The organism is Aeromonas sp. 600886 (genome assembly GCF_049174935.1).
Lineage (GTDB): Bacteria > Pseudomonadota > Gammaproteobacteria > Enterobacterales > Aeromonadaceae > Aeromonas > Aeromonas veronii_A.
Genome location: NZ_JAAKUB010000001.1, coordinates 14,970 through 36,896 on the forward strand (window position 1 = coordinate 14,970; position 21,927 = coordinate 36,896).

The 21,927-nt window shown below is 61.1% G+C and carries 18 protein-coding genes; 6 read left to right on the plus strand and 12 right to left on the minus strand.

From position 1 onward, the window contains the following. Window positions 1–3 precede the first annotated feature (3 nt). Together G5179_RS00055 and nhaD are read left to right on the plus strand one after the other, a co-directional pair. Window positions 4–471, plus strand: a complete 468-nt coding sequence (locus G5179_RS00055) for a DUF4357 domain-containing protein (protein ID WP_005333716.1) — start codon at window positions 4–6, stop codon at window positions 469–471. Window positions 472–578: 107 nt separating this feature from the next. After that, window positions 579–2,003 carry a sodium:proton antiporter NhaD gene (nhaD, locus tag G5179_RS00060; protein WP_421257596.1) on the plus strand — a complete coding sequence of 475 codons (1,425 nt, stop codon included), beginning with the start codon at window positions 579–581 and terminating at the stop codon, window positions 2,001–2,003. Between the two features lie 76 nt (window positions 2,004–2,079). Here nhaD and G5179_RS00065 read toward each other — a convergent pair whose 3' ends face one another. From G5179_RS00065 to G5179_RS00120, 12 genes are all read right to left on the minus strand, one after another. Beyond that, window positions 2,080–3,291, minus strand: coding sequence for a Bcr/CflA family multidrug efflux MFS transporter (locus G5179_RS00065; protein ID WP_421257597.1), 1,212 nt, complete (start codon window positions 3,289–3,291; stop codon window positions 2,080–2,082). A 113-nt stretch (window positions 3,292–3,404) separates the two neighbouring features. Continuing rightward, a complete protein-coding gene (locus tag G5179_RS00070) occupies window positions 3,405–5,099 on the minus strand; it encodes a hypothetical protein (RefSeq protein WP_421257598.1) in 1,695 nt (564 codons plus the stop codon). Between the two features lie 106 nt (window positions 5,100–5,205). After that, on the minus strand, window positions 5,206–6,486 hold the full coding sequence (locus tag G5179_RS00075) for a hypothetical protein (RefSeq protein WP_421257756.1): 1,281 nt from the start codon (window positions 6,484–6,486) through the stop codon (window positions 5,206–5,208). A 106-nt stretch (window positions 6,487–6,592) separates the two neighbouring features. Beyond that, the gene (locus G5179_RS00080) at window positions 6,593–7,153 is read right to left on the minus strand and encodes a hypothetical protein (RefSeq protein WP_421204777.1); all 561 of its coding nucleotides are present in this window, start codon (window positions 7,151–7,153) and stop codon (window positions 6,593–6,595) included. A 34-nt stretch (window positions 7,154–7,187) separates the two neighbouring features. Next, window positions 7,188–8,612, minus strand: a complete 1,425-nt coding sequence (locus G5179_RS00085; protein WP_421257599.1) for an NAD(P)/FAD-dependent oxidoreductase — start codon at window positions 8,610–8,612, stop codon at window positions 7,188–7,190. Between the two features lie 102 nt (window positions 8,613–8,714). Further along, the gene (locus G5179_RS00090) at window positions 8,715–9,554 is read right to left on the minus strand and encodes an FTR1 family iron permease (RefSeq protein ID WP_421257600.1); all 840 of its coding nucleotides are present in this window, start codon (window positions 9,552–9,554) and stop codon (window positions 8,715–8,717) included. Continuing rightward, window positions 9,554–12,544, minus strand: a complete 2,991-nt coding sequence (locus G5179_RS00095) for a YncE family protein (RefSeq protein ID WP_421257601.1) — start codon at window positions 12,542–12,544, stop codon at window positions 9,554–9,556. Before G5179_RS00095 ends, G5179_RS00090 begins: the two co-directional genes overlap by 1 nt. Before the next feature lie 4 nt (window positions 12,545–12,548). Beyond that, window positions 12,549–12,998, minus strand: coding sequence for a hypothetical protein (locus tag G5179_RS00100; RefSeq protein WP_279487892.1), 450 nt, complete (start codon window positions 12,996–12,998; stop codon window positions 12,549–12,551). A 299-nt stretch (window positions 12,999–13,297) separates the two neighbouring features. Beyond that, a complete protein-coding gene (locus tag G5179_RS00105; protein WP_216953818.1) occupies window positions 13,298–13,774 on the minus strand; it encodes a DUF2919 domain-containing protein in 477 nt (158 codons plus the stop codon). Window positions 13,775–13,924: 150 nt separating this feature from the next. Beyond that, window positions 13,925–14,872 carry a magnesium/cobalt transporter CorA gene (gene corA, locus G5179_RS00110; RefSeq protein ID WP_266133904.1) on the minus strand — a complete coding sequence of 316 codons (948 nt, stop codon included), beginning with the start codon at window positions 14,870–14,872 and terminating at the stop codon, window positions 13,925–13,927. Window positions 14,873–15,272: 400 nt separating this feature from the next. After that, entirely contained in the window at window positions 15,273–15,368 is a 96-nt protein-coding gene (locus G5179_RS00115) for a 4Fe-4S dicluster domain-containing protein (RefSeq protein ID WP_421257757.1), read from the minus strand. A 12-nt stretch (window positions 15,369–15,380) separates the two neighbouring features. After that, window positions 15,381–17,024 carry an electron transfer flavoprotein-ubiquinone oxidoreductase gene (locus tag G5179_RS00120; RefSeq protein ID WP_421257602.1) on the minus strand — a complete coding sequence of 548 codons (1,644 nt, stop codon included), beginning with the start codon at window positions 17,022–17,024 and terminating at the stop codon, window positions 15,381–15,383. A 169-nt stretch (window positions 17,025–17,193) separates the two neighbouring features. Between G5179_RS00120 and G5179_RS00125 the strand changes: the two genes are divergently transcribed. The 4 genes from G5179_RS00125 to aroA all read left to right on the plus strand — a co-directional run bounded on the left by G5179_RS00125 (window position 17,194) and on the right by aroA (window position 21,709). Continuing rightward, window positions 17,194–17,961: an electron transfer flavoprotein subunit beta/FixA family protein gene (locus G5179_RS00125; protein WP_279458707.1), complete on the plus strand. Its 768-nt coding sequence runs from the start codon at window positions 17,194–17,196 to the stop codon at window positions 17,959–17,961. Continuing rightward, entirely contained in the window at window positions 17,958–18,884 is a 927-nt protein-coding gene (locus G5179_RS00130; protein ID WP_421257603.1) for an electron transfer flavoprotein subunit alpha/FixB family protein, read from the plus strand. Before G5179_RS00125 ends, G5179_RS00130 begins: the two co-directional genes overlap by 4 nt. A 225-nt stretch (window positions 18,885–19,109) precedes the next feature. Further along, window positions 19,110–20,198: a 3-phosphoserine/phosphohydroxythreonine transaminase gene (serC, locus tag G5179_RS00135; RefSeq protein ID WP_139405421.1), complete on the plus strand. Its 1,089-nt coding sequence runs from the start codon at window positions 19,110–19,112 to the stop codon at window positions 20,196–20,198. 227 nt (window positions 20,199–20,425) lie between these two features. Beyond that, entirely contained in the window at window positions 20,426–21,709 is a 1,284-nt protein-coding gene (aroA, locus tag G5179_RS00140) for a 3-phosphoshikimate 1-carboxyvinyltransferase (RefSeq protein WP_005351267.1), read from the plus strand. Window positions 21,710–21,927 lie beyond the last annotated feature (218 nt).

Genomic DNA, 21,927 nt, shown 5'->3' on the forward strand with positions numbered 1-21,927 from the left:
AGGATGTTACACAAGCAAGTCAGTTTTATCATCGATAGCAAGGGCAACAAGCAGGCTGCCGTCGTCCCCATCGAGATCTACAACGAGCTGATGACCCTGCAAAAGGCACTCTCCGACAACCGGCCGGGGGAGCGCGAGCTCTACCACTTCAACGGCAAGGGGGCCGAGGCCCACGGTTATCCGGTGGGCAAGCGGCAAAATCCGGGCTTTATGGTGCTGGCCGGTTCCACCGCCAATGGCGAGGATGCTGCCTCCCTGCGTGAAGCGGTGATCGAGCTGCGCCACGAACTGCTGGAGAAGGGGGTCATAGTGCCCCGCAGTCAGGGCGGCTTTGTCTTTACCGCCGATCAGCTGTTCAACAGCCCGAGTCTGGCCGCCAGTCTGGTGGCGGGCAATAACCGCAGCGGTTTGGATGCCTGGCAAAACAGCGCAGGCTATACCCTGAAACAGTCCGGTTTTGGCAAGAAATAATCCCGCGTTTCGACAGCAAACCAATTAAGCGTTAATTGACCTGGATGAATTTTTCTTTTCATCCAGGTGCTAGCATCGTTGCCAGACGGTTCTAAAAGGAAGAGACCATGTCTGCGCTCACCCCTGTTATTTTGCTGCTGTCCCTGTTTATCCCTCCCGCCCATGCCAGTAGTGGCCCAGTTCTGTTGACATCCTCCTCAATCGGACTTTTTTGTGTCGGATTGTTTGTGTTGGCCTACGCCCTGGTGATGGCTGAAGAGTATCTGCAACTGCGCAAGTCCAAACCCGTGCTGGTGGCCGCCGGGGTGATCTGGATCCTGATCGGTATCGCCTATGCACAGCAGGGGATGAGCCCTGTCGCCGAGCAGGCTTTCCGCCATACCCTGCTGGAATATGCCGAGCTGATGCTGTTCCTGCTGGTGGCGATGACCTATATCAACGCCATGGAGGACCGGCGGCTGTTCGATGCCCTGCGCGCCTGGCTGGTGCGATCCGGCTTTCACTTGCGCACCCTGTTCTGGTTGACCGGTGGGCTTGCTTTTTGTATTTCGCCGGTGGCAGACAACCTGACCACTGCGCTCTTGATGTGCGCCGTGGTGTTGAAGGTGGCCAACGGTGATCGGCGTTTTGTCAATCTTGCCTGCATCAACATAGTGATCGCCGCCAACGCCGGAGGGGCGTTCAGTCCCTTTGGCGATATCACCACCCTGATGGTGTGGCAGGCGGGCAAGGTGCAATTTGGCCAGTTCTTCACCCTGCTTATTCCCTCTCTGCTCAATTTTCTGGTCCCGGCCATCCTGATGAGCCTGATGGTGCCGCGTCATGTGCCGGAGGCTGATAACGAGGTGGTCGATCTCAAGCGGGGTGCCCGTCGCATCGTCGCGCTGTTCTTGCTGACCATCATCACGGCGGTGCTATGCCACAGTTTCCTCCATCTGCCACCCGTGCTAGGCATGATGCTGGGGCTCGGTTATCTGCAGTTTTTCGGGTTTTATCTGCGAAAGTCGCTGCCGCGATCCCTTGCCCGCAAGCGTGCGCTCTACGAACGCAATGGTGATGAGGTGCGGTTGCGCAGTCTGGGTTCTGTGGTGCCATTTGACGTGTTCAACAAGGTGGCCAAGGCGGAGTGGGATACCCTGCTGTTCTTCTACGGGGTGGTGATGTGTGTCGGTGGGCTGGGCTTTATGGGCTATCTGGAGCTGGTGTCACACTGGTTGTATGACGCTGGGGATCCCACCATGGCCAACGTCTTCATAGGGGTCTTGTCCTCTGTCATCGACAACATTCCCGTGATGTTTGCCGTGATCTCGATGAGCCCAGACATGGCGCTGGGGCAGTGGCTGCTGGTGACCCTGACCGCCGGGGTGGGCGGCAGCCTGCTCTCCATCGGCTCTGCCGCCGGTGTTGCCCTGATGGGGCAGGCCCATGGCATGTATACCTTCTTTGGCCACCTGAAATGGTCGCCGGCTATCTTGCTCGGCTATCTGGTGAGCATAGGGGCGCACCTCTGGCTCAACAGTGCCCAGTTCTGAACGTCTGCCCGCCAGTACGAAAAGAGGCTTCCGTTGATGGAAGCCTCTTTCGTTTTCCTGACAGGAAGGAGGGGGATCAATCGCCTCGCTTGCCGGTCAGCAGCCAGTAACTCATAGTCGAACCCACGCCGCAGCAGGCGATGGCAATGGCCATGGGCAGCGGCGAGTGGGGCGGATTGAGGTTGACCAGAATGCCGACCAGGGCGCCGATGCCAAAGCGCAGGGTGCCCGCCAGTGCCGAGGCGGTGCCCGCAGATTGCGGGAAGTGGCCCATCAGGCCGGTCATGGCGTTGGCCCCCACCAGACTGATATGGCCGATAAAGAGTACCACCGGAATGACGATGCCCCACAGACCGCCGGTCTGGCTCCAGGCGTTGTAGATCAGCAGGGCGCCAGCGCAGGGCAGCACCAGCAGGCCGTATTGCAGCATCCGCTCGGCACCCACCCCTTTTACCAGTCGGCTATTGACGAAAGTGACCACCATCATCAGCAAAATATTGAGACCAAACAGCCAGCCGTAGTGCTCGGTCTGCACCTTGAAATACTCGATATAGACATAAGGGGAGCCACTCAGGAAGGCGAACATGCCGGAGCTGGAGAGGGAGCCGCACAGCACGTAGCCCATGGCGCCGCGATGGGAGAGTACCCCCCAGTAGTTCTTGAGGATCTGGCCCAGATTAAGGGGCTGACGGTGCTCGGGTTTCAGGGTCTCCTGAATTTTCCACTGCATCACCAGACAGATCAGCAGGCTGATCCCCACCAGCAGCCAGAAGATCACCCGCCAGTCGGCGTGGGCGCTGATATAGCCGCCCACCACAGGGGCCACCAGCGGCGCCAAGGTCATCACCAGAATGACGAACGACATGGCGCGAGAAAACGCATCCTTCTCGAACAGATCGCGCAGCAGGGCATTGACCACCACCGAGCCCGCCGCACCGCCCGCTGCCTGCAACATCCGATAGGCCAGCAATTCGGGCAGGGAGTCCGCCATGGCGCAGCCCACCGAGGCGATGGCAAACATCACCAGCCCCGCCAGGATCACCGGCTTGCGGCCATAGCTGTCGGCCAGCGGGCCGTAGAAGAGTTGGCCGATGGCAAAACCGCCCAGAAAGGCGCTGATGGTGAGCTGGGCACCGTCGATGCTGGTGGCTAGATCCCGAGCGATGGCCGGAATGGCGGGCAGATACATATCCACCGCCAGCGGGGTCAGACCCGCCAGAGCGCCGAGCAGGATAAACAGGAAACGGGGAGAGAGCATGGTGGCCTGGGGGGGCTGTGCGTGGGGCATAGGGTATCCGCTGGTGAACCTTGGTTGAAAAAGGGAGAAGGGCGAGTCTATCAGGTTTGCCCCCGCTCGGCATGACGTTCCTACCCCCTCAAAAGGGGGAGGTGTCCGATCGCTCAGGCACCTTGGGGATCAAGCTTTCGGTCATGTCGGCGCGCTGCGCGGATCACTCCCCCCAGCCAGAGCAGCCAGGCCAGCAACGAGATGGCGTAACCGAGCCGCTCCGGCCAGCGGGCGGTGAGGGTGAAGGTGAGGCTGTGTTGTCCGGCGGGCACCCAGACCTGCACCAGCCCGTTGCGGGTGCTGCTGACGCTCAGCGGCAGGCGCTGGTCGAGCCTTGCCTGCCAGCCCGGGTAATCAAACTGGTGCAGGACCAGCTTGGCGGGTGCCGGGGCATCCACCGTCAATTCGATATGACGAGGCTGCCAGCGCTGGATCTGCCAGTTCACCCCCTGATGGTCGCTGGTGATGGCGGGCTGGAATTCCTCTTTCCAGGCCAGCAGGGTGGGGGCAAACATGCCGCGTGGCACCTGCTTTGGTCGGTATTCGCGGGCGCTGCGCTTGCTGTCGAACTCCCCGTCGAGCTGACTCTTTACGGGAGCCTGGGTGAGCGGCGCCTCGCGTACATAGAGTCCCTGCGAGAGCAGGGTGAGGGCAAGCAGTAACCACCAGACCCACTGCCACGGGCGATAGGTGGGGGTACCCAGCGCCACCACGGCGACGGTAGCGATGACCAGCAGCAGATTGAGGCGCCAGGGAAATTGCACCAGTTGCAACGGAGTGAGCAGGCGCCACAGGGGCTCGCTTGGAGGCAGCATCATCAGAAAGCTCAGGGTGCCAATGACCCCCCAGAGCAGCAACTCGGGATGGCGCGGCTCGCGGGCGGCAGCCCAAGCTACCAGCAGCAGAGCCAGGGTGAGCAGCGTCAGCCAGGCGAGATGGCCGCGAAAGCGCCAGTCATCACGGCTTTGGGGCAAACGATCGAGAAAGTTGCGCTGAAATTCGAACATGCCGGTGCGCATCTGCTCCATGGAGATCCCCCCCTGATCCAGCAGAGCGGGCAGCAGCAACAGGCTGGCCATCGCCAACCCCCAGAGCTGGCCCAGCAGGGTGCCAATGAGCGGGGAGGCGGTGACAGGGACACTGACAAGCGCTGTGCTCCCCTTGTAGCGCCAGACCAGTAGCAGGCTGCGCAGGGTGAGCAAGCCCAGAATGAGCAGGGTGCTTGGTAGATGGGAAAGCGTCAGCATGGAGACGGCCAGTGCGAGCTGCAGTAGTGCAAAGGGGGCGCCGCGGCAGAGGCGATCCTGCGCCAGCAGAGCCAGCGGCGCCCAGACGAAGGCCCAGCTCTCCGCCAGGGCAAAGCGGGCGTAGATATCGATGGCCAGATGATAGGGCAGCGCCATATAGAGCAGACTGGCCGCCAGCGCCCGTCCGTGGCCGGCAAAGGGACGCAACCAGAGATAGGCAAACAGGCCGGAGAGCCAGAGTGCCACGCTGCTGCTCCAGAGCAGCGGCGTCATCGCCTCGTGGGCCAGTGGGGTGGGGCCGGCGAACAGGGCGCTCACATAGTAGGGCAGGGGGGGATAGAAGAAAAAGACCGGGCTGCCGAAGGCGCCGTTCATCTCCATCAACCAGCGCGGATAGAGTTCACCTTGCCACAGTTGCACGGCAAAGAAGTGACCGGAGAGCAGGTGATGAAACAGATCATGGCCCTGACTGCCGCCGCGCAGCCAGAATGGTAGCAACAGGAGGGCACAGGCCCCGGTCAGCACCGACAAAACCCACAGCCACTCTCTGGTTACACGCATAAGGAGACTCGTCTGTTATGGATGCGCTGTGAGTGTACCCGAGTTGTTCCCCTCTTTTTTAGTTGCCTTGGCGGATTTTTGTGCTCTTTATATGTTTCTTGTCACTTTACCCATGGGTTGTCTGCAGCGAGGGAATGGCGAGCCAGAGTCCGGGCTCGGCGGCAAAGCGCGGGGCAAACCAGTGCTGGCGCACCGCGCTGGGCATTTCGTTCGCGGCGATGGGGCGGCGACTGAGGCGGCAGGCTCCCTGAGAGAGTGCCAGCGCCGCATCCCCCTTGTACCAGCCGTCCGTTACCGGCAGTGCCGTGGTTTCCCGCAGCAATCTTACCCCCCACTGGGTCACCAGCGCAGGGCACGCTTTCTCTGCCAGCCTTGCTGCCTGCACCATGGCGGGTGGACGGGGCAGGGTAAAGGTTACGCCGAGCAGCAGCAATCCGGCCACCGCGACCACCCCCTCGCCACGGCGCGGCAGCCAACCTGCCAGCAGCACGATACCGAGCAGGGTGACGGGGGCCAGATGGCGGGGATTGTCGGGATTCTGGCCAAACAGGGTCCAGAGCAGCAGGGCGAGCCAGTAGAGCGTCCAGAGCACGGAGGGGGTCGCATTGTGATCCTTTGACCGTTGCCAAAGCGGCAGTACCAGCAGCGCCCCAACAGCCAAGGGCCAAAGCGGGGTGAGCTGATCGTTGAAGGTGCGCGCCCAGCTCAGCAGCCGATCGCCGTGGGCCGCCGCCGTGTTGCCCCACAGGGTAAAGTGGCCGTCGGTAAAGCGGCGTCCCTCGCTGAAATAGGCCCAGCCATCGGCCTGCCAGACAAAGAGTAGGCTGATAAGCCCAACCAGTGCGATGGGGAGCACAAATCTGACGCGTGTTCCCTTTTGCGCCATCCCGAGCCACAGCGGCAGCAACGCCAGTACAAAATAGGAGGGGCGCAGGGCCAGCATAAGGCCCAACAATAGGCCTGCCAGTGCGAATCTGCGCTGCTGCAAGGCCAGCAGCGCCCCAAGCCAGGCGGCGAGCGCGGACCCGTCAGAAAGGCCGGAGAGCGCCAGCGTCGGGGTGAGCGGCAGGGCCAGCACCAGCAGCCAGACGGGGGCGAGCAGGCTTGGCCGTTGCCACAATCTGACCGCCAGCAAGGCGGCGAGCGGCGCCAGCAAACTGCTACCGAGCAGACTTGCCCACTGCACCGCACGGGCTGGATCGTCTACCGCCAGATTGATCAGCCGCGCCAGCCAGATAAAGGCGGGGTAGCCCGGAAAGTGGGGGGAGAACTCCAGCACGCTAAAGCGCGTCACCCCGTGGGCGAAATTGAGGGCATCATCGGAATCGAGTGCCACAGGGAAGGCTAGCAGCCAGCCGAGCCAGGCCAGTTGCAGCAGGATCAGCAAGTAGGGTCGATTAGCGAAGCGTAATCGGCAGTGGTGACGCCCCCCTTCTCCCCTTGCGGGAGAAGGGTTGGGGATGAGGGGGGCTGTCATCATCGATGAGAGGCCATCAAAGCGGCGCCAGCACGGCCATCAGCGCTTTTTCCGCTGCGGCAAAGGCGGCGGCGTCGGCGGGCTTGGCGCCCACCCCGAATACCCCCGGGTTGCCGATGGCATCCAGCACCTTGGCCAACGCCTGTTCGGCCGCCTTGCGATCCCCCTCGCTAAGGGAGGGGAGGATCAGATCGAGGAAGCGCTTGCTCTTGACCACCAGCACCTTGGCGGTCTGGTAGTCGCCAAGATTCTGGCTGGCCCCTTCGAGGCGGCGCTCGATCTCCGCCTTGTAGGCCCGGTTGAGCAGGGCCGCGGTAGCCGCGGCGTCTTTGGCCTTGATGGCGGCGGCCAGCGGTGCTTGCAATTCCACCTTGTGGTGCTGTTCCAGATAGGTCAGCTCCTCGGCAATCTCGCTCAAGGTAGCGCTGGCATCCTTGCCGTCAGTGGCGGCGCCCAGCAGCGCTTCGCGGGCGTCGATCAGTGGCTCCTTGCCGGCGGCGGCGTAGGAGTAAGCCTGCGCCTGCCCGCTGAGTGTCAGCAGCAGGGTGAGGGCGAGTAAACCCGGGCGGATGGTCATCCTGTTCTCCTTACTTATGCCAATGGCGCGGCACTCAGGCCACGCTCTGGGTTTCGATCACGGTATTTTCGTTGCGATGGTTAAAGATGGCGTGACGTCTGTCCACCCCGTCGATCACCATGTCGGCGGCCATCATACCCATCTCCATGGCGGTGTCGGTGAAGATGTAGCGGAATGTCCCCTGACGGCCGGTCATGATGAGGTTGGTGATGGGCATCAGCGCCTTGATGGCTTCGTTGCGGCGCGCCTGATAGCCCAAATCCATCAGCGGATAGGCGTACTCGCTGCGGGCTTCGAAGGTCTCATCGCCAAGCTTGGCGGTATCGACGCCGAGGCTCGCCAGATCGGCGGTGACCCGACCGCGCAGATCAGAGAGCGGCGCCTGCCAGGTGGCATCCCCCGGATTGCAGGGGATCTCCAGCATCACCGAGGTCTGGCCCTGGGGCGCCATAAAGGGGCTGCGGCGGCGCGGCTCCTGCAGACGGGTGGCCAGAATATGGGGGTCGGAGAGGTACTGCCAGGTGTTGTCCGACAGGTTTTCCTGTTTGAGGGGCATATTGACGAAGCGAAGCGACCGGTATTGGAGATCGCACGGCAAGCCCAGATGCTGGCAGGTGAGCGGCAGCGGCAGGGTGGAGATCACCTGATCAAAGCGCTCGCTCTGTTCAACGTCATCTTGTTTCCAATACACCCGTTCAATGCGGCCATCAGCCTGCTCAAGGCGGGTGATGGTGGCGCCGGTTTTGAGCTCGACTCCCTCGGCAACCAGCCGCTCCCCCAGAGTGGTGAAGATCTGGCCGAAGCCATATTTCGGGTAGCGGTATTTGCGGGCATAGGTGCGCACCGAGATACTGCCGTTGCGTCTTGGCAGCAGGCGGCGGGCCACGTCTTTGAGATCGATCAGGCTGATGCGCTGGCCGGCCCAGTCGGCGGAGAGCTTGTCCGGGTTGATACCCCACAGCTTGCCGGTGTAGCCCTCGAAGAACTGGCGATAGAGGGTGCGGCCGAAGTGACTCTGGATCCACTCGGCAAAGCTCGCCTTGGCAAAATCATCCGGCTTCTTGCTAAAGGGCAACAGCAGCAAGTCTTTTACCGCCCCGGCCATCAGGGCGAGCGGCGCCGTCTTGAGCAGGTTGGGCAGGTTCAATGGGTAGTCATAGGTGCGCCCGCCAAAGCGGATAACGCTCTTGCGCTCGGCGTGGAGCAGGTCGTCACCCATCAGCTCGTCGATAAAGGCGAGCAGCTCGGGGTTCTTGGTGATAAAGCGGTGCCCGCCGTAGTCGAAGCGATACTCGCCGTCGCGCCCCTTGAAGGTCTGGGTGGCGCACATGCCGCCGACCACCGGCTCCTGCTCGAACAGGGTGACTGCAAAACCGGCGCAGCGCAGGCGCCAGGCCGCCATCAAACCGGCGGGGCCAGCGCCCAGCACTGCAATGCTTTTCTTGTTGTTATCGCTCATGACCTATTCCAAAACTACTTGATAGATCAGGAAACCGCGCCAAGGCGCGGCCCCCGAATAGTGTTGCCACCCCGTGGCCTTGTTGCCACAGGGCGTGCGGGCTCAGCCTTTGCCAGTCGCGACGTTCACCTTCGGGCGATAGCTGCGCTGCCAGAGGGTAACGAAGATTGCCAGATAGAGGGCCCAGGTCAGCAGCTGCAAGCCAGCGGGTGAGGCATTGTAGCCAAACAGGGCGCGCAGGAAGGTACCAAATACCCCCTGATCGTCGAGAATGTGGCTGATGTCGAACACCGGCGTGGTCCAGAAGGTGATGATCTCTGCCGCTTGCAACATGTTGACGGCGGACGATAGCAGACCTGCGGCGATGATGATGATAAGCAGCCCAGTCCAGCGGAAGAAAGGAGCCAGCGCCACCTTGCGGGTGGAGCGCAGCAGTCCCCACACCAGCGCGATGGAGACCAGCAACCCCGCCAGCGCGCCCATCAGGCCGGATTGCAGATCGACCCCTTGGCCCGAATAGAGCAGGGCGGAGAAGAACAGCACGGTTTCAAACCCTTCGCGCATCACCGCCAGGAAGGCAAGCAGCACCAGCCCAAACAGGTTGCCGCCGTCGATGGCCGCATCGATGCGCGCCGTCATGGCCCCCACCTGGGATTTGGCCTGTTTTTGCATCCAGATCGCCATATAGGTGAGCACCAGAGTGGCAAACATCAGGATCCCCGCCATCAACAGGTGGTTGTAGCGCTCGCTCTCGAACTGGCTCACCACCACCTGGAACAGGAAGGCGACGACAAGTGAGGCGATAAGGCCAAGCCCCACCCCCAGATAGATGAACTTGTTGTAGCGACTCGCCCCCAGCTTGGCGAGGTAGGAGAGGCAGATGCCGACCAGCAGGAAGGCTTCCAGCCCCTCGCGCAGGCTAATGAGAAAACTTGCAAACATCAGGATTGAGGCTCCGTAGCGGGCGTGACGGGGAGAGGCTGCAAGGTAAGTTGCAACCGATTTAGCTGCACTATGGGTGGCTCCGGCAAGCTGGGCTCGGCGGCGCGCACCGCATCATTGACCCACTTGGGGTAGGTGCGGAAATTGAGTTTGATATCGGCCTTGAAGGGCCCTTGGGCTTCTGCGGGCAGCGGCCAGGCTTCATCGCGCCAGCCATCGGCCGGAATGCGGGTATCTTCCAAGAGCTTGGCGTAGCGCCAGAACTTGAGCCCCACCGGCTTGCCCTCGGCATCACCGAACACTTTGCGAAACAGTCGCGCATCGTCTGGGACAGCGCCATCCACCGGCTGGCCGCTGGCAAGCACCAGCTTGCCGTTGGCGTCGGTGACGGTCAGCTCCAGCCAGAATTCACGAAAATCGGCCACCCCGGTGGGCAGGGCATGGCCTGCGCCGGTATTGGCGACCCGCACCACCAGCTGCTGACTATCGGCAGCCTGTTCAATACGGGCGGAGAGGGTAGCGCTGGAGCGCAAGAGCGCCAGACTCTCCTGTTCAAGTGCAGGATTGCGCAGCCCCACCAGCTGGTGCTGGGCGCCGGTAAAGTTGTGGCGATAGAGCCGCGCTTTCATGGTGCCGTTTTCGGTGGACTGGCCCGCCACCGGCGCGCCGCCATTGCCCGGCTCCGGGTTCATATGGCAGTCGATGCAGGTGCGCCGTTTGGCGGGATCCTCGGCCTTGGCGAAGCTGGATTTTTCCCACTCGTCCCAGGTGTTGACGATATTGGCGCCTGTGCCCGGGGCAAACTCGTTGTGGCACGATTTGCACAGGGCCGCATCGCGGTAGAAATCCTTCTGATAGGAGGCTTTGTGGGCCGCCGGACGGGCGTTGATCTGCCGCTCGGCCAGCCAGTGCTGGAGGCTGCCGCCCGCGGCATCCTCGAACACATAGCTCTCGCGGTCTTTCAAATTCACTGTAAAGGCGCTGTTGCCGCCCGCATCTTCTACCTTGGTGATGCGATGACAGAGCACGCAGCCGGTCCCTTCCTCAACCACAGGTTCGCCCGCCTTGTGGGCAGCAATCAGCGAGGCGCCGCCCTGCTCGAACATGTGGGAGCCCTTGGGCAGATCCAGCTGGCCTGTCATCACTTGCTGGGGCATATGGCAGCCCTGACACCACTGGCCGAACGCTTCCCCTTCGGTTTCGCGTGCCAGCGCCTGTACCACCTTGTAGTAGGGGTGGGAGTTGCCCATCAGCCGGTGGTTGCTCTCGCTCCAATCCTGGAACGCCTGTTGGTGGCAGTTCTGGCAGGAGGCGGAGTTGAGCCACTCTTTCGGGTGAGTGGTCGGTGCCTTGGCGGGATCCGTGCGCGGGGCATCGAGCCGCAGCCAGTTGGCGAGGTATGGGAGGTTGCCATCGGCGGTGACGAAGGCGTGCAGATCTTCCATCATCGCCTTCACCTCGGGCTGAGGCTGGGCGGGGTCAACCGCCTCGGCCCCATCGCGGGTGTCGTGCCCCATGCCGCCCTGGGTCTGCTGGGTCATGCGCAGGTATTCTCCGACAAAATCCCCCGCCACCATGTTGGTGAGGTTGGCGTGGCCGTTGATGGCGTTGTCGCCGCTCTTCTGGCGATGAGCCGCCATCAGATAGCGGTTGGTGAAGTTGAACCCGTCCAGATGGCAGGAGTTGCAGCTCATCCAGTTGTCCCCCGCCATGGGGAAGCGTGAGTTGGACGCTGTGTTACCAAGGTTGAATAGCCGCTCGCCGCGCTGAAGCGGCTCGGGGCGGGGATCCGTCTCTACCAGTTTGGCGAAGTGGGGTACATCGACCGTGACCCGGGCAAACGGGCCGCTGCCGCCGCTATTGAGGCGGGTGAGATCCTGCCCCATGGCGTTGTGCACCAGAATGTGGTCACCATCGATCAGTAGATCCCGCGGATTCTGGCCCGGCAGGTGACGCAAGAGCTGGGTCGCCTTGGCGCCCCCCTGAAACTTCTTGCGGCGGTGGCGGTTGCTGTTCTGCTTGCCGCTGCGGGAGAGATCAAACACCAGCAGATCTTCCGAGCCCGCAAGGGTCAGATAGACCCGCTTGCCGTCGGCGGCAAAGCGCGCTGCGAAAGGGTTGGAGACGATCTGGCTGCGGTTGCCGACGCTTGGCAGATTGATCTGCAAAAAGAGCTGTTTTCTTTCATCGACCCGCTCTTTCTCCTCATCGAGATCGATGATGGAGACGGCCGGAAAGACGGTGCTCTGAAACTGGAAGGGGTGATCGAAGCTCCACAGCACATGGGGCAGCCAGGCCTCGCTGCCATCGGGGGAGAGGGCGATGCCATCGAGCAGGCGCGGCAATCCCTGAGAGTCGCTCGGCGTGTCGCTATGGGTCTCGGCCAGGGTAATGAGCTTGGGCTTGGGAAGCGAAGATCCCTTGGCGCTATTGCCGAGTTTGGCGAGATCATAGATGGCGAGCTGGCCGGTCATGGCGTGGGTCAGCAGCAGGCGATCGTTGTCGGTCAGGGCCAGTCCACGTGGAGTCTCGGCGGTTTCTGCATCCAGCTGGAGGTTGCCGGCGGTGTCATAGGCCTGCAGGCGAGCGGATTCGAACAGCGTGACCCAGAACCACTGCCGTTTGGCATCGAAGATGACCCCGTAGGGTCTATGGCCGATGGGGATCGTCTTTTCCAGATCGAGATCATCATCCAGCAGCAGCAGGCGATCACCGCTGTAGTCGGTGACCAGCAGGGTGCCGTCATCGGCGCGGGCAAGCTGGCGTAGATCGCCCCCCAGCTGCACCTCTTTGAGCCGCTTGCCGCTATCGCGCTCAAGCAGGGTGACGGAACCTGCGCTCAGGTTGGCGGTGACGAGGCGCGGGGCGCTTCCCTCCTCATAGGCAAGCATCCCTGTGCCCATCTGTTGGGCCAACGCAAAGGGGCTGGCCAGCAGCAGGAGGAGGACCAGCAGGGGTGACAAATATGCAGAAAACGATGACTTCAACATGGGATCAGTTGCGCCATTTCAAGATGGTCCAGCGCCAGGCGTGGCGCAGCACCAGAGGAGTTAACGCCAATGCGCTCAACCAGTGGGCCCAGCTGGCGAGGTTGCCCATGGCATCGCCCGGAGTGCCGTGCAGCACCAGCAGCAGGCCGCTGGCCAGACAGATCAGCAGCAGGGCTTCAATAATCCGCCCCGTGGTGCGTAAAAAGGGTTTGTTGCTGCGGTGCAACAAGCTGCGATGGGAGAGCCAGAAGGCGCCAAATAGCAGCGGGAACAGGGTGAGCGAGAGCATCACATGGAAAAACAGATTCCAGCGTGCCAGCGACCAGAGCGGGGTCAGCGGCTCCCACAGCAGCAGGCCGGAGAAGAACATCAGATAGAGGGTGCCCTCGGCGGCCTGATGGTGGTAGGCCAGCCACTGCCAGAATTGTCGGGGTGAGAGAGAAAGGCTTGTCATAAAGGCTCCAGCACCCGGGCAGGGCAGCCCGGGGGGAGCAAGTTTATAACGCAGTAAGAGTAATGAAAAGTGTTATCAATTCCATTGATAATGAATCAAGCCTGAATGAACGGGGTGACCTAACACGACGATTGATAATTCCTTATCCGCTTGGCCGCCACCTATGGGGCGAGAGTGCGGGCGCAGCCGCTCCTCGACAGCGGGGCAGCTTGCGGCTCGGGGTTATGGCCGCGCGTCGGGCGTTCAACTCACCAAGAGGCTTTTTATATTTATTTCAATTGATTGCAGCTAAAACTTGGCTAGATGTTCGACTCCTGATGAGGATCATCAGCAGCATATTCCCGTAGCTGGCGACTGCGCAGCAGATACCAGAGTGACCAGAGGCTGGCGACCAGCACCAGTGCGGTAGGCCAGCTGAATGACCACTTCTGCAGATTGAGGCTGTGCAACTGCATCAGCAGGCCGCTGACGGCAGAGCAGAGCAGCAGCAGCGGGCTGTGGCGCCGGAGTCTGGCGCGAATGCTCTGGGTCTGCTGATAGGTGCCCCCGCAGGCGAGCAACGCCAGCATGGCGGGTACGTCGGTCAGCAGGCTGATGTAGAGGGTGATCTTGTCCGGATAAAAGAGGGTCAGGATCTCGCTGCCGCTCTCGCGGGTCACTCCCGCCATCAGAAAGAGCCAGACCGAGCGGGTCAACAACAGGGCGATGGGCCAGAACCAGAGGGGTGGGCGCAACTGGCCGTGATCGTCATATCGGTGTTCGGGGTAGAGGGTCATGGTTGCCCGATATCCATTCATAGAGTGCAAGTGATGCAAGGGATATGGGGCGAAGGCGAGCCCTTTGCAAGGCGCGGGAGAGAGCGGGAATTAATCGGGGGGCCATGCCCCCCAATCCGCGAAAAGTTGTCTTGTGCCGAGCGGCTGGCGTTACAGCCACCCCTTGCGCTTGAAGAAGAGCCCGGTGCCCAGCGATGACATCACCATCAGCACCAGCGAGAGGGGATAGCCATACTCCCAGGCGAGTTCAGGCATGCGGCCGAAGTTCATGCCGTAGATACTGGCGATCAGGGTCGGCGGCAGGAAGATCACGGCGGCAACCGAGAAGATCTTGATCACCTTGTTCTGCTCCAGATTGGTCACCCCCATGGAGGCCTCCAGCTGGAAGTTGATCTTGTCGAACAGGAACTGGGTGTGAGGCAGCAGTGACTCCACGTCGTGCAGCATCTCGTCGATCCACTTGTTCTGCTCGAGGCTCATGCGCTGGCGCAGGCTGCGTTTGAGGAAACGCAGGGCGCGGCGGGTATCGTGCAGGGAGAGACGGATCTGGCCGTTGGCCTCTTCCTGTGCCAACAGCTCCTTGAGCATAGGGTTGATCTGATCCGGCTCGAAGATCTGATCGGCGGTGTTTTCCAACGTCTTGTAACCATCTTCGATAAGATCGGAGAGGTACTCCACCTTGAGGTTTTGTACCTCCAGCAGGATATCGAGGGCATCCTCCACCTCCAGCCGATCCTGGCGCATATAGTGGCGCAGCAGGCGCACCAGCCCGATGTCATCTTCACGAATGCTGATCAGCAGGTTGTTGCGCAGGGTAAAGGAGACGTGGACACCCTTGGTGTCACGACCGATCCGCTGGGGAAACAGGGAGTGAATGTGCAGACCATCGGTATCCCAGTAGAAACGGGCGGATGCTTCGATGTCGTCGAGCTCCTCCTTGTCGGGAACCTCTTCCAGGAACAGGCCCGTCAACCATTCTCGCTCTGCCGTGTCCGGCTTGTAGGCATCCAGCCAGACCGTGTTGTCAGGTACTATGTCGTCAGGCCCGAGCGTGACTATGTCCAGCACCTTGTTATTGAGAATGTAGGCGGTGATCATCTGTCCCCCCTTAAAAAGTCATGGGTAATCAGGGATGGTTGCACAGGTCATGCGGCCTTAGATCGCTGAAGAAGGCGATCCCGTGGATAAGCAGATCGGGCCGATGGAAAACCTGAATGCGGCGAACTATACAGGGGTGGGCCCCGCTTGTCAGGGGCTATTCATCAGGGATTCAGCTTGTTTGTCCAAAAAAACAGCGAGGTCGGATCACCTTAGCAGCCATGCGGTGTAGAACCAGCCTTTGGCGGGGGGAGGGATGGCTGGGGTTGCTTGTTGCCGCTACCCCGCTTCATCAGATATTGGGATAGTTGGGCCCGGATCCTCTTTGTGGCGGTGTCCAGACGATGTTTTGGGGCTGAGCATCTTTGATGTCACCGCATCTTGGCATCGCCGTATTCCATCACATATTGGGATAATTGGGCCCGGAGCCTCCCTGTGGCGGTGTCCAGGCGATGTTTTGGTACTGAGTATCTTTGATGTCACCGCGTCTTGGTATCGCCGTACTTCATCACATATTCGGATAATTGGGCCCGGATCCTCCCTGTGGCGGTGTCCAGATGATATTTTGACTGGGATCTTTAATGTCACAGGTCTTGCAGTGAATACAGTTGGCTGCGTTGATTTGCAGTTTGGCCGCGCCTTCCATTTCCAGCACTTCAAACACCCCGGCCGGGCAGTAGCGTTGGGCGGGTTCTGCCCAGGTGTGCAGATTGACCTCGACCGGAATGCGCTCGTCCTGCAGTTTGAGGTGGCAAGGCTGATCCTCGTCGTGGCTGGTGTTGGCCAGATACACAGACGAGAGTTTGTCAAAGCTCAGTCTGCCATCGGGTTTGGGGTAATGGATGGGCTCGCAGCGACTGGCCACGCGCAGCTGACGGTAGTCGTGAGCCTTATCGAGCAGCTTGAAGGGCGAGTTTGCGCCAAACAGCCGTTGTTCCAGCCAGTTGAAGGCACCGCCCAACCAGGGACCATAGCGGTGAAGCGCCGCGCCGAAGTTGCGCGCCGCCTTGAGCTCGCGGGCCAGCCAGCTCTGTTGCAGCTCGTCGCCATACTGGGCCAGATCCCGGCCCCCTTCATCGCCACCCTTCAGCGCCATCGCGACGGTTTTTGCCGCCAGCATCCCCGATTTCATGGCTGTGTGGATCCCCTTGACGCGGGAAAAGTCGAGGGTGCCGGCATCACAGCCGATCAGCAGCCCGCCGGGGAAGTGCATGCGGGGCAGGGAGTGCCAGCCCCCCTTGGTGATGGCGCGAGCACCATAGCTGATGCGCTCGCCCCCTTGCAGCAGGTCGGCGATAAGCGGGTGGTGCTTGAGACGCTGGAATTCGTCAAACGGGCTGAGCCAGGGATTCTGGTAGTTGAGATCGACGATCAGCCCGACTGCCACCTGATCTCCCTCCATCTGATAGAGATAGAAGCCGCCGTGACTATTGCCGCCCCCCTGCTTGCCAAGGGGCCAGCCACTGCCGTGCAGCACCTTTCCCGGGTTGCCCCGACCTGCTGGCAGTTGCCACAGCTCCTTGAAGCCGATGGCATAGTGCTGGGGCTGGGCAGGGCTTGCCAGATTGAATGTGGCGATCAGCTGCTTGCCGAGATGACCGCGGGCCCCCTCGGCAAAGAGGGTGTAGCGGCCGAGCAGCGCCATGCCGGGCACATGATCTGCTTTCGGATTGCCCGCCCGATCCAGCCCTAGATCGCCGGTGATCACCCCCTTGACCCGGCCCGCTTCCATGATAAGTTCGCTGGCGGTAAATCCCGGGTATATTTCGACTCCCAGTTTTTCCGCCTGTTGGCCAAGCCAGCGGCAGAGATTGCCCAGACTGACCACATGGCAACCCTCATTGTGCATCCGGGGCGGCACCGCCCAGGCGGGGAGTTGCAGGGAACGTTGCTCGCTTTGCAGCAGATGAACCTGATCGTCGCTGACCGGCACGCCGAGCGGCGCTTGCTGCCAGCCATCCGGCAGCAGCTCTTGCAAGGCGACGGGATCAAACAGGGCGCCGGAGAGCAGATGGGCGCCAATTTCGGCCCCCTTCTCCAGCAGACAGACAGAGAGAGTGGCATCCTGCTGTTTCAGGGCGATGGCTGCACTGAGCCCAGCCGGACCGCCGCCGACGATGACGACATCAAATTCCATTGCTTCCCGTTCCATCTTGCCTCTGCGCTCTGGTTGGCCTAGGGTAATGCTGGTAGTTTACGTAAACGTAAAGCAGTTGTAAGCAAAACTGAGCAAGAAAAAGCAAAAAATCAGGGAAGAGCGTACTGCAACAAACGCAGAGGCACACTAATGAATTCAATCCAAAGAGACGAGGCATGACCCCATGAAGCTGCTGGTCGCAATCAAACGGGTAGTCGACTACAACGTCAAGATCCGGGTGAAGGGAGACGGCTCCGACGTGGAGCTGGCCAATGTGAAGATGGGGATCAACCCCTTTTGTGAAATTGCGGTGGAGGAGGGGGTCAGGCTGCGGGAAGCCGGGGTTGCCAGCGAGCTGGTGGTGGTGACCTTTGGCCCTGACGCTGCCGCCGAGCAACTGCGCCATGGGCTGGCGCTGGGGGCGGATCGGGCGCTGCACTATATAACCGGTGAGAGTGTCACCGATGAGACGCTCGCCCCGCTGACTGTCGCCCGCGCCTTGCACAAGGTGTGTGAGCAGGAACAGCCAGATCTGGTGCTGCTCGGCAAGCAATCCATCGATTCAGACAACAATCAGGTGGCCCAGATGCTGGCTGCCCTCAATGATTGGCCGCTGGCGACCTGCGCGTCAGCCCTCAAGGTGGAAGCGGGAGAACTGCTGGTGACCCGCGAAATCGACGGTGGCCTCGAGACCCTGGGCATGCCGTTGCCTGCGGTGGTGAGCGCCGATCTGCGTTTGAATGAACCGCGCTTTGCCTCGCTGCCCAACATCATGAAGGCCAAGCGCAAGCCGCTTGATAGCGCCCCGTTCTCGACACTCGCCGTTGAGGTGGCCAACCAGACCCGCCTGCTCGGGGTGATGGCGCCGCCAGCCCGTAGCGCCGGGATCAAGGTGGGCTCGGTGGACGAGCTGGTGGACAAACTCAAACACGAAGCGAAGGTGCTGCCATGAGCGTGCTGATCATTGCCGAACATCATCAGGGCCATCTGGCCGACAACGTGGCACAACTGGTCACCGCTGCCGTCTCCATAGGCGGCCAGGTTGACCTGCTGTTGCTCGGGCAGGGGCTGACCGAGGCGAGTGAACAGGCGGCAGCTCTCGGCGGCGTCGACAAGGTGTTGCTTGCCGAACATCCCCGCTTGGCCGACGGGCTGCTGGATGGGGTCGACAAGCTGCTGGCCACCTGGTGTCAGGGTTACAGCCACTGCCTGATGGCGGCGAGTGCCATGGGCAAGGCGTTGCTGCCACAGGTGGCGGCCCGGCTCGGGGTGGAGATGCTCTCCGAGGTGACGGCGATCGAGAGCAGCGACACCTTCCTGCGCCCCATCTATGCGGGCAATGCCATTGCCAGAGTGATGAGCTCGGCGCCCGTCAAAGTGATGACGGTGCGGGCCACCGCGTTTGCCAAGGCGGCGACGGGCGGGCAGGCTCTCATCGAGCCCTTGGCCGTGCCCGAATTCGCTGGCCGTACCCGGCTGGTCGAGCGCCGCGCGGTGCGCTCCAGCAGGCCTGAACTGACCGCCGCCAGGGTGGTGGTCTCCGGTGGCCGCGCGCTTGGCTCCAAGGCGCAATTTGCCCTGATTGAGGCGCTGGCCGACAAGCTGGGTGGCGCGGTGGGGGCGTCGCGGGCTGCCGTTGATGCAGGATATGTCGCCAACGATCTGCAAGTGGGGCAGACCGGCAAGGTGGTGGCGCCGGAGCTCTATATCGCGGTCGGTATCTCGGGCGCCATCCAGCATCTGGCGGGGATGAAGGAGTCGAAGGTGATCGTGGCCATCAACAAGGACAGTGAAGCCCCCATCTTTCAGGTGGCTGACTACGGGCTGGTGGGGGATCTCTTCACTCTGCTGCCGGAGCTCACCGCCAAACTGTAAATTTGTCAGAAATGGCTGAGCTGTGGTCGTTTATGCGCTCTGCCCGCCATTTCTGTGCATGTTCCCTGCAAGCCCTGACTCGTTCAGGGCTTTTTCTACTGCAAGGGGGACGCAGAGTGACGGTAAAAGGTTGAGCCAGCTCCCAAAAAGCCTTTGATCCGCTGGCTGCTCTTGTGTAAAACCTGACAAGTCATCGATTACTCTCATCCACTCACGGAAAGCGTCATGAGCAAACAGATTTACAACTTCTGCGCCGGCCCCGCCATGCTGCCGGTTGAAGTCATGGAGCGCGCCCAGCGCGAATTTTGTAATTTTCAGGGGCTGGGAGCCTCGGTCATGGAGCTTTCCCATCGCGGCAAGCCCTACATGGCGGTTGCCGAGAAGGCCGAAGCGGATCTGCGCGAACTGCTGGCGGTGCCGGACAACTACAAGGTGCTCTTCATGCACGGCGGCGGCCGCGGTCAGTTCTCCGCCGTACCCATGAACCTGCTGGGCGGCGCCAACAAGAAAGCGGACTTCCTGCTGACCGGTGTCTGGTCCCAGAGCGCGGTGGATGAAGCCAAAAAGTATGGCGATATCCAGACCTTCCAGGGGGTTGCCAAGAACGAGCAGGGGATCTCCCACCTGCTGCCGACCCCGGCGTTTCGCGCCGATGCGGCCTATGTTCACTACTGCCCGAACGAAACCATCGACGGCATCGAGATGTTCGACATCCCGGCCACCGGCGAGGTGCCGCTGGTAGCAGATCTCTCCTCCACCATTCTCTCCCGTCCTCTCGACGTGAGCCGCTTTGGCATCATCTATGCTGGTGCCCAAAAAAATATCGGGCCGTCCGGGCTTGCCATCGCCATCGTGCGCGATGACCTGCTGGATCAGGCGAGAGCCGATGTGCCCTCGATTTTCGACTACAAGCTCACTGCCAAGAACGACTCCATGTTCAACACGCCGCCCACCTACGCCTGGTATCTGGCCGGTCTGGTGTTCGAGTGGCTGAAAGAACAGGGTGGCCTCGAGGCGATGGAGGCGCGCAACAAGGAGAAAGCCGACTTCCTCTATGACTATCTCGATCAGTCGAGCTTCTATGGCAATCAGGTGGATGTCAGCTGCCGTTCGCGGATGAACATCCCGTTCCAGCTGAAAAATGCCGAGCTGGACAAGCAGTTCCTGGCCGAATCGGAAGCCGCTGGCCTGCTGGCCCTCAAAGGGCATCGCATCGTCGGTGGCATGCGCGCCAGCATCTACAACGCCATGCCGCTGGAGGGGGTGAAGGCCCTGGTGAGCTTTATGGATGACTTTGCCAAGCGCAACGGCTGAGAAGAGTGCCCCTATGTGTTTGCTGGTGGCCTCTCGTGACAACTCGTGAGCCGCTTCCAGCTATTGCAGTGATTCAAGACGCCGGGGATACCCCGGCGTCTTTTTTTCAACAGAACCAGCGCGCTGGCGTTTACCGTGCGATTTCCCCTGAAAGTGCCCTTGCCGAGCGGGACGCAGGCTGTTAACGTCCGGACAGGCGTTTATTTTTGAGATAGCACAGGAAGTCTATGAATTCGTTGCGTTTGGAACCCATTTCTCGTGTGGCCGGTGAGGTCAATCTGCCCGGCTCCAAGAGTGTCTCTAACCGTGCGCTGCTGTTGGCGGCGCTGGCTCGTGGCACCACCCGTTTGACCAACCTGCTCGACAGCGATGACATTCGTCATATGCTGGCTGCGCTGACCCAACTCGGGGTCAAGTACAAGCTCTCCGCCGACAAGACCGAGTGTACCGTGCAGGGCCTGGGTCGCAGCTTTGCGGTGAAAGAGCCGGTCAATCTGTTCCTCGGCAACGCCGGTACCGCCATGCGACCGCTGTGCGCCGCGCTGTGCTTGGGCTCCGGTGAATATACTCTGGGCGGCGAGCCGCGCATGGAAGAGCGTCCCATTGGCCATCTGGTGGATGCCCTGCGTGAAGCGGGTGCCCATATCCAGTACCTGAAACACGATGGTTATCCGCCGCTGGTGGTGGACGCCAAGGGGCTGTGGGGCGGCGATGTGCATGTCGACGGCTCCGTCTCCAGCCAGTTCCTGACCGCGTTTTTGATGGCAGCGCCGATGGCGGCCGGTGATACCCGGATCCACATCAAGGGGGAGCTGGTCTCCAAGCCCTACATCGACATCACCCTGCACATCATGAAGCAGTTCGGGGTGGTCATCGAGCACGACAACTACAAGCTGTTCTATATCAAGGGCAACCAGACCTATATCAGCCCCGGTGATTTTCTAGTGGAAGGGGATGCCTCCAGCGCCTCCTACTTCCTCGCGGCGGGCGCCATCAAGGGCAAGGTGCGGGTCACCGGTATCGGCAAGCACAGCATTCAGGGCGATATCCACTTCGCTGACGTGCTGGAGAAGATGGGCGCGCGCATCACCTGGGGTGATGATTTCATCGAGGCGGAGCAGGCGCCGCTGCACGGGGTGGATATGGACATGAACCATATTCCCGATGCGGCCATGACCATCGCGGTTGCCGCGCTGTTTGCTGAGGGGCCGACCTCCATTCGCAATATCTACAACTGGCGGGTGAAGGAGACCGATCGTCTGCACGCCATGGCGACCGAGTTGCGCAAGCTGGGCGTCGAAGTGGAGGAGGGGCATGACTTTATCACCGTGACCCCGCCGACCCAGCTCAAGCATGCCGAGATCGATACCTACAACGATCACCGTATCGCCATGTGCTTCTCGCTGGTGGCGCTGTCGGATACACCGGTCACCATCAATGATCCCAAGTGCACCTCGAAGACCTTCCCGGATTACTTCGACAAGCTGGCCAGTATCAGCCAGCGTGGCTGATCACTGACAAACCCGTCATCACCGACGCTTCGGGCCCGCGCTGAGCGGGCCTTTTTGCCTTCCTCATCCGCACAGTCATTTCGTCTAGCATCATTTCAATAACTTGCAAGATTGTCATATAAAATAGTTTTGTGATTGCTGTAATTTCCTATTTACACATGCCCTGTCGCGGGCTATGTTGAGATTTCCTAATCGCAGTCATCTAGCAGGAAGCCTTG